Origin of the sequence: Nocardia sp. NPDC050799, assembly GCF_040654015.1 — a bacterium.
Taxonomy (GTDB): domain Bacteria; phylum Actinomycetota; class Actinomycetes; order Mycobacteriales; family Mycobacteriaceae; genus Nocardia.
In genome coordinates, this window is the sequence record NZ_JBFAHF010000021.1 from 121,188 (window position 1) to 127,187 (window position 6,000).

General features: G+C 67.5%; 5 protein-coding genes. 1 reads left to right on the forward strand and 4 read right to left on the reverse strand.

Annotation, left to right across the window (positions count from 1 at the left end):
• Window positions 1–19: 19 nt before the first annotated feature.
• From AB0H42_RS22140 to AB0H42_RS22155, 4 genes are all read right to left on the reverse strand, one after another.
• Entirely contained in the window at window positions 20–2,131 is a 2,112-nt protein-coding gene (locus AB0H42_RS22140; protein ID WP_357058523.1) for a glycogen debranching N-terminal domain-containing protein, read from the reverse strand.
• Window positions 2,128–3,276: a glycosyltransferase family 4 protein gene (locus tag AB0H42_RS22145; RefSeq protein ID WP_357058549.1), complete on the reverse strand. Its 1,149-nt coding sequence runs from the start codon at window positions 3,274–3,276 to the stop codon at window positions 2,128–2,130. Before AB0H42_RS22145 ends, AB0H42_RS22140 begins: the two co-directional genes overlap by 4 nt.
• Window positions 3,277–3,543: 267 nt before the next feature.
• Window positions 3,544–3,828: a hypothetical protein gene (locus AB0H42_RS22150; protein ID WP_357058525.1), complete on the reverse strand. Its 285-nt coding sequence runs from the start codon at window positions 3,826–3,828 to the stop codon at window positions 3,544–3,546.
• 218 nt (window positions 3,829–4,046) lie between these two features.
• A complete protein-coding gene (locus tag AB0H42_RS22155; protein WP_357058527.1) occupies window positions 4,047–4,730 on the reverse strand; it encodes a cyclodeaminase/cyclohydrolase family protein in 684 nt (227 codons plus the stop codon).
• A 109-nt stretch (window positions 4,731–4,839) separates the two neighbouring features.
• On the opposite strand from AB0H42_RS22155, the gene AB0H42_RS22160 reads away from it, so the two are divergent.
• Window positions 4,840–5,880, forward strand: coding sequence for an LLM class F420-dependent oxidoreductase (locus AB0H42_RS22160; protein ID WP_357058529.1), 1,041 nt, complete (start codon window positions 4,840–4,842; stop codon window positions 5,878–5,880).
• Window positions 5,881–6,000: the final 120 nt, after the last annotated feature.

Here is a 6,000-nt window from a genome sequence, read left to right on the forward strand (position 1 = left end):
TAGACACACCGCGCGATTGCTATTCGGTGACGAGTTTCCAGTCGTCGGGCAGCCCGTGGACGTGCATGGTGGAGCCCTCGGCGTGGATGCTCACCGTGGCAGAGCCCAGTCTCAGGTCCGTCAGGCCCACCTTGCCCCATTCCCGGGGCAACTGCGGGGTCACCCGCAGGACACGATGCGGTACACACGGCGAGAGTCCGAGGAAGGACCGCACCAGCAGCAGCGGCGCCGCGCTCGCCCACGCCTGCGGGGAGCAGGAGGTGGGGTAGGGCACCGGCGAGCGGAACTCGGTCCGGGCGAAACCACAGAACAGTTCCGGCAGCCTGCCGCCGAAGTCGATGGCCGCGTCGAGCAGCCCGGTGGTGAGGCGCTCGGCCAGGTCGGAGGCGCCGGCGATATGCCGGTACCGCAGCAGGCCGGCCACCGCGATCGCGGTGTCGTGCGGCCACACCGAGCCGTTGTGATAGCTCATCGGGTTGAAGGCGCCCATGCCGGCGGCGAGGGTGCGCAGGCCGAAACCACTGTCCATACACACATCGGCCAGCCGTTCGATGAGTTCGGCGGCGCGCTCGTCGGACACGATGCCGGTCCACAGACATTGAGCGGCGTTGCTGGTCAGCGCATCGACCTGGTTCTTCTGGCCGTCCAGGGCCACGGCGTACCAGCCGTTCTTGGCGACCCAGAACGCCTCGTCGAACCGGTCCTTGAGGTTCTCGGCCTGCTCGCGCAGCCGGGCGGCGGTACCGGTATCGCCGAAATGATCGGCGAGCTGGGCACGGGCCAGGCGAGCCGCGTACACATAGCCCTGGACCTCGCACAGTGCGACGGACGGTTCGGCCAGATGGCCGGAGGCATCGTTGATCGCGTCGAAACTGTCCTTCCAGCCTTGATTGCTCAGGCCGCGATCGGTCTTACGGCGGTATTCGACGAACCCGTCGCCGTCGGCGTCGCCGTATTCGTCGATCCAGGCCAGGGCCGCGTCGGCGGCCGGGAGCAGTTCGCGGACCACCTGGTCACCCGCGCCCCAGCGCCAGCATTCGGCGAGCAGCATCACGAACAGCGGCGTCGCGTCGACCGAACCGTAGTAGACGGTCCCGCCGAGCACCTGGCCGCTGGCCGGGCCGTGCCGCATCTCGTGCATGATGCGCCCGGGCTCTTCCTCGGTGATCGGATTGACTTTCGTACCCTGTAGATCCGCCAACCGGCGCAGGGTGCCGACGGCGAGCGCGGAATCCAGCGGCAGCGCCATCCACGACGTGAGCAGACTGTCCCGGCCGAACAGCGCCATGAACCACGGGGCGCCCGCGGCCACATACGCCGGAGCGCCGTCGGTGCTGCCGTCGATGCGCAGCGCGCCGAGATCGCTCTCGGTGCGCTGCAGGACCTCCGACAGGGCCGGATCGGTGGCGGTGAGGTCGGTGGCGGTGGCCCGCCACGCCTTCAACCGGCTGATCGGGCTGTCCTCGTCGTCGCCGAACGCCATCGGCACCCGGCGGTGCGACATGACCGGATGGGCCAGGATCTCGGTATCCCAGCGCCCGCGGGCCGGCACCACCACCTGCCAGGTGATGGTGCCGGGCAGCATGACCGCCCCGGCGGTGGCGCTGATGGTCAGGCCGCGTCCGGGTTCGGCATGGTCGGTCAGGTGCAGATCGCCGTCGACGGCATTGTGCTCGGCGCCGCCGCCGTGGTTACGGCCCTCCTTGACCGCGAACAGATCCGCGAAATCGGAATCGACGAACAGGGTGATGGTCATCGCCGTGTCCTCGTGCCCGAGGTTGCGCACGGTGATCGTTTCCTTGAGCCCGTTGCCGATGAGCCGCCGGCGAACCACCAGCACGGTGCTGTCGGCGACTCCGGCGCGCGGAGGTTTGCGCAGGATGAAGCGGCCCTTGAAGGCTTCCGGTGTGAGCACCGTCAGGTGTTCGGCCGGTTGCCCGTCCAGGCGCAGCTCCCACCGTGAGATCACCCGGGAGTCCCGGTAGAACAGGCCCTGCGAGGTGCCGGAATGGATATCGCCGAGGGGGTCGGACAAGCAGAAAGTGCTCGCCTCGACCAGGGTCACGGTCCCCCCGCCGCCATTGATGGCGGCGGGTTGGCCGGAGTTGAGAATTCTCGGCGGTGCGTTCATGCCCTACTCCATACCGGTGTCGTGCCGGCGTCGGCGCGTATCTCGGGTACCGCACGGCGCGTACCGGCGGCGGTCAATGCCTGGGCGCTGCTGTGGGCTTCGTCCCACGCATCGAGTATGCGGTAATAGGCCGTCTCGTACCCGGCACCCAGCTGATCCACGCCGAAATAATCCTCGACACGCCGTCGGCACGCGTGCGGGTCCAGTTCTCCGGCCCGCGCGATGGCGGCGGGGAGCTCGTCGGGGTGGTCGCAGATGAAGCCGGTGACCCCGTGCTCGACCACCTCCTCGACCGCGCCGCCGCGCAACGCCACCACCGGGGTGCCGCAGGCCATGGCCTCGATCATCACGATGCCGAACGGCTCTTCCCAGCGGATGGGGAACAGCAGGCAGCGGGCGCCCGCGAGCAGTTCCCGTTTGGCGACCGCGTCGGCTTCCCCGAAGACATGGTCGGTATCGGTGAGCAGGGGCTCGATCTCCTGGGCGAAGAACGCCTTCTCCGGCGGCTCGTTGCACTTACCGGCGAGGATCAGCTTGATCCCGGCCTCGTGCGCGGCGTGCAACGCGAGATGGGGTCCCTTGTAGGAGGCGTAGCGGCCGAGGAACAGCGCATAGTCCTGCTTCTCGGTCCGGAAGGGCCATTCGCTGGGCCGCAGCGCATTGTGCACCCGGCCGATCCAGTTGAAACTCGGGGCCAGTTCACGCTGCCGGTCGCTGATCGCGACGAGGCGAGTGTGTTCGTCGAGGGCGCCGTAGTACTCCCACATATCGTTGTCGACCGGCCCGTGCACGGTGACCGCGGTCGGAATACCCAGCGCCTCGTAGGCGGGAGCGTTCAACGGGCCGGCGAAAGTATGGTCGTGGATGATATCGATATGCCGGGAGCGGGCCAGTTTCTCCACCACGCGCCGCACCTTGAGCGCGTTGACAACTTCCGGGAAGGGATCGCCCAGCCGCTCGGCCTGCGTACTCTCCCAGACCGGGACGAATTCTGCCTCGGTACCGGGCTTTCCGGCGCCCAATAGCGTCACCCGGTGACCGCGCGCGATCAGGGTGTCGGCGAGTTCGGCGACCACGGCCTCGACGCCGCCATAACCGGCCGGGGGGACATCGAAGTAGGGCGGGGCCACCAACACGATGTTCAGCGGGTGGTTCCGGCCGTTACCACCGAACCGGGCGCGCCGCGGTTTTCGCGCCGGAGTATCCGATTCGGATTCCGCATTCGTGAATATGGTGCTCAACTCTTCCTCCTCTAGTAGTGGCCGCGCGGCATACGCCAATCGCCACCCGGCCAATGGGTGGAGCTGCTAGAGAACCATTCGGTGCGAGTTCGGTACCGCTATCGAAAGCGCGCCGGAATACCCGGCGCCGGAAAGAGTGGCGGGCAGCTGTTTCCACCCGTCACGCGGGAATCAATCGTCGTAGTGCGCGGACCGTCCGGGCGAAAGGCCGAACATGGGACGATCCGGGGCGGCCGAAGCGATGGCCAAGGTGAGACGGGCCCGTCTGCGGACCTGACATTCGGGAGAACAGAGCCGGTGGATATCGTGTGCGCGCCGGGCCTGGCCGAGCGTCAACACTCCTGGATCCGCCGAACAGTCGGCGATATTGGATACGACTCCGTGTTCGGTGATGACATCGATACCTGGGTCGGGGAGTTCCGCCGCGACCGGAGCCGATGTGTACCCGATCCTCACCGTTACCTCCTGCACTCGTCGAGCTGGGGCAAACAGTTCCCCGGCCGCCGGTGCCCCGCCGGCCGGTCTAGCTGCTCGAGCCTGGGTCGAGCGGTGGAGCAGTGTGAATATCAGGAACGAAGCCCATTCTACGCGTGCTCCGTTCTGCACTTGATCTCGAATAATCCCAGTTCGGCATAAACCTGGTTAATTCGCACGTGCTGATATGTGTACCCGAATCACCCGCCGCGAACCGCGCGAAGCACCTCCTGGTGCAGTGTTTCGGCGCGGTCGGTGATTTCCTCGATCCGCACCAGCGCCTCGCTGAAAGCGGCGGCGTGTTCTTCCGGAAGCGAGACGACATTGATCTCGATATTCAGTTGGGAGGTCACCGCGGCGGCCCGCGCCGCCGCGGCGGCCGCGCCGATATCGGTGACCACGTTCGGATTTCCGATCGGCAGCAGTTCGGTTGCCAGCGCGAGGATTTCGTCGGCCGCGTCGATCACCGCGGCGGGGACCCGGGCGGCCTCCAGCAGCGCTTCGTGGATCGCCGCCGTCCGCGCGGTGGCTTCGCTGTCGGTGCCCTTGGGCAGCTTGTAGGCGGCGCCGACGGCGGTGAAGGCCTCGGCGTCGGCGTCGGCCAGCGTCAGTGCGCGCTCGCGGGCGATATCGGCGGCCGCGACGATGCGGTCGATCACCGGCCGATGGTCGGCGTCCTTGGCCCGGGTGGTGTAGCGCGCGACCATGGCGACCAGTGCGGCCGCCTGCGCGGCGTGCAGCGCGGCTACCGCGCCGCCACCCGGGGCCGGTACCTTCGCCGCGAGTTCGCCCAGGTAGTCGCCGATCGGCGAACCCGCGAAACCGCTGGGGGCGTGCTGTGGCGATTGGGTGGGCTCCGACACGATTCGGCCTTTCTCGTTCATATTTGCCAGAAGTTAGCTAAGATGTCCGTTGTGCTATCGGGTTCAACCTACCGCGTCGCCCGGCGTGGCCGGTGCGTGGCCACCCCGTAGCCGGGATTATGTTGAGGGCATGCGGATCGGATTGAGCATCAACTACTCGGGTGGCTTCATCGAGGCGGCGGCCGAAGTGGCCGATCTGGAGCGCGCCGGCCTGGACATCGTATTCGTGCCCGAGGCGTACTCCTTCGACGCGGTGAGCGCTCTGGGCTATCTCGCCGCCAAGACCTCCCGGTTGCAGCTGGCGTCGGGGATCCTGCAGCTCTACACCCGGACGCCCACGCTGACCGCGATGACCGCGGCCGGGTTGGATTTCGTCTCCGACGGCCGGTTCGTGCTCGGCCTGGGGGCCTCCGGACCGCAGGTCATCGAGGGATTCCACGGGGTGCCCTACGATGCGCCGATCGGACGGACCCGCGAACTCGTGGAGATCTGCCGCAAGGTCTGGCGCCGGGAACGGCTGGACTACCAGGGCAAGTATTATCAGATCCCGCTTCCCGAGGGGGCCGGCACCGGTCTGGGTAAACCGCTGAAACTGATCAATCACCCGGTGCGCGAACGTATCCCGGTGCTGCTCGCCGCGCTGGGCCCCAAGAACGTGGCACTGGCCGCCGAGGTCGCCGAGGGCTGGCAGCCGATCTTCTTCCTGCCCGAACGCGCCGACGCGGTCTTCGGTGACGCGCTGCGTGCCGGAAAGGACCGGCGCGACCCCGAACTCGGCCCACTCGACATCTACGCCGGTCCGGCTCTGGCCATCGGTGAGGATGTGGAGCCGCTCCTGGGATTCGTGAAGCCCATGCTGGCGCTCTACATCGGTGGAATGGGTGCCAAGGGTAAGAACTTCTACCACACCCTCGCCACCCGCTACGGCTACGGCGCGGAGGCCGACCGGATCCAGGAGCTGTACCTGGCGGGCAAGAAAGAGGAAGCGACACAGGTGGTTCCGGACGCGTTGGTCCGTGATATCTCGCTGATCGGTCCGGCCGGATATGTGAAGGAACGGGTCGCCGCGTTCGCCGAAGCGGGGGTCACCGTGCTCAATGTCGCGCCGCTGGCCGCGACACCGGCCGACCGGGTCAAGCTGATCGAACAGTTCCGCGCGATCTGCGACTGATCCCGCCGGCGGAGACGGCTCGGGCCCCACCACCGACGGTGTCCGCACCAGCGCGCTGATCAATGTCGCGAGTATGTACGACGAACTCGGTGACCACCACGGCGCCGCGGTCCGGTACCG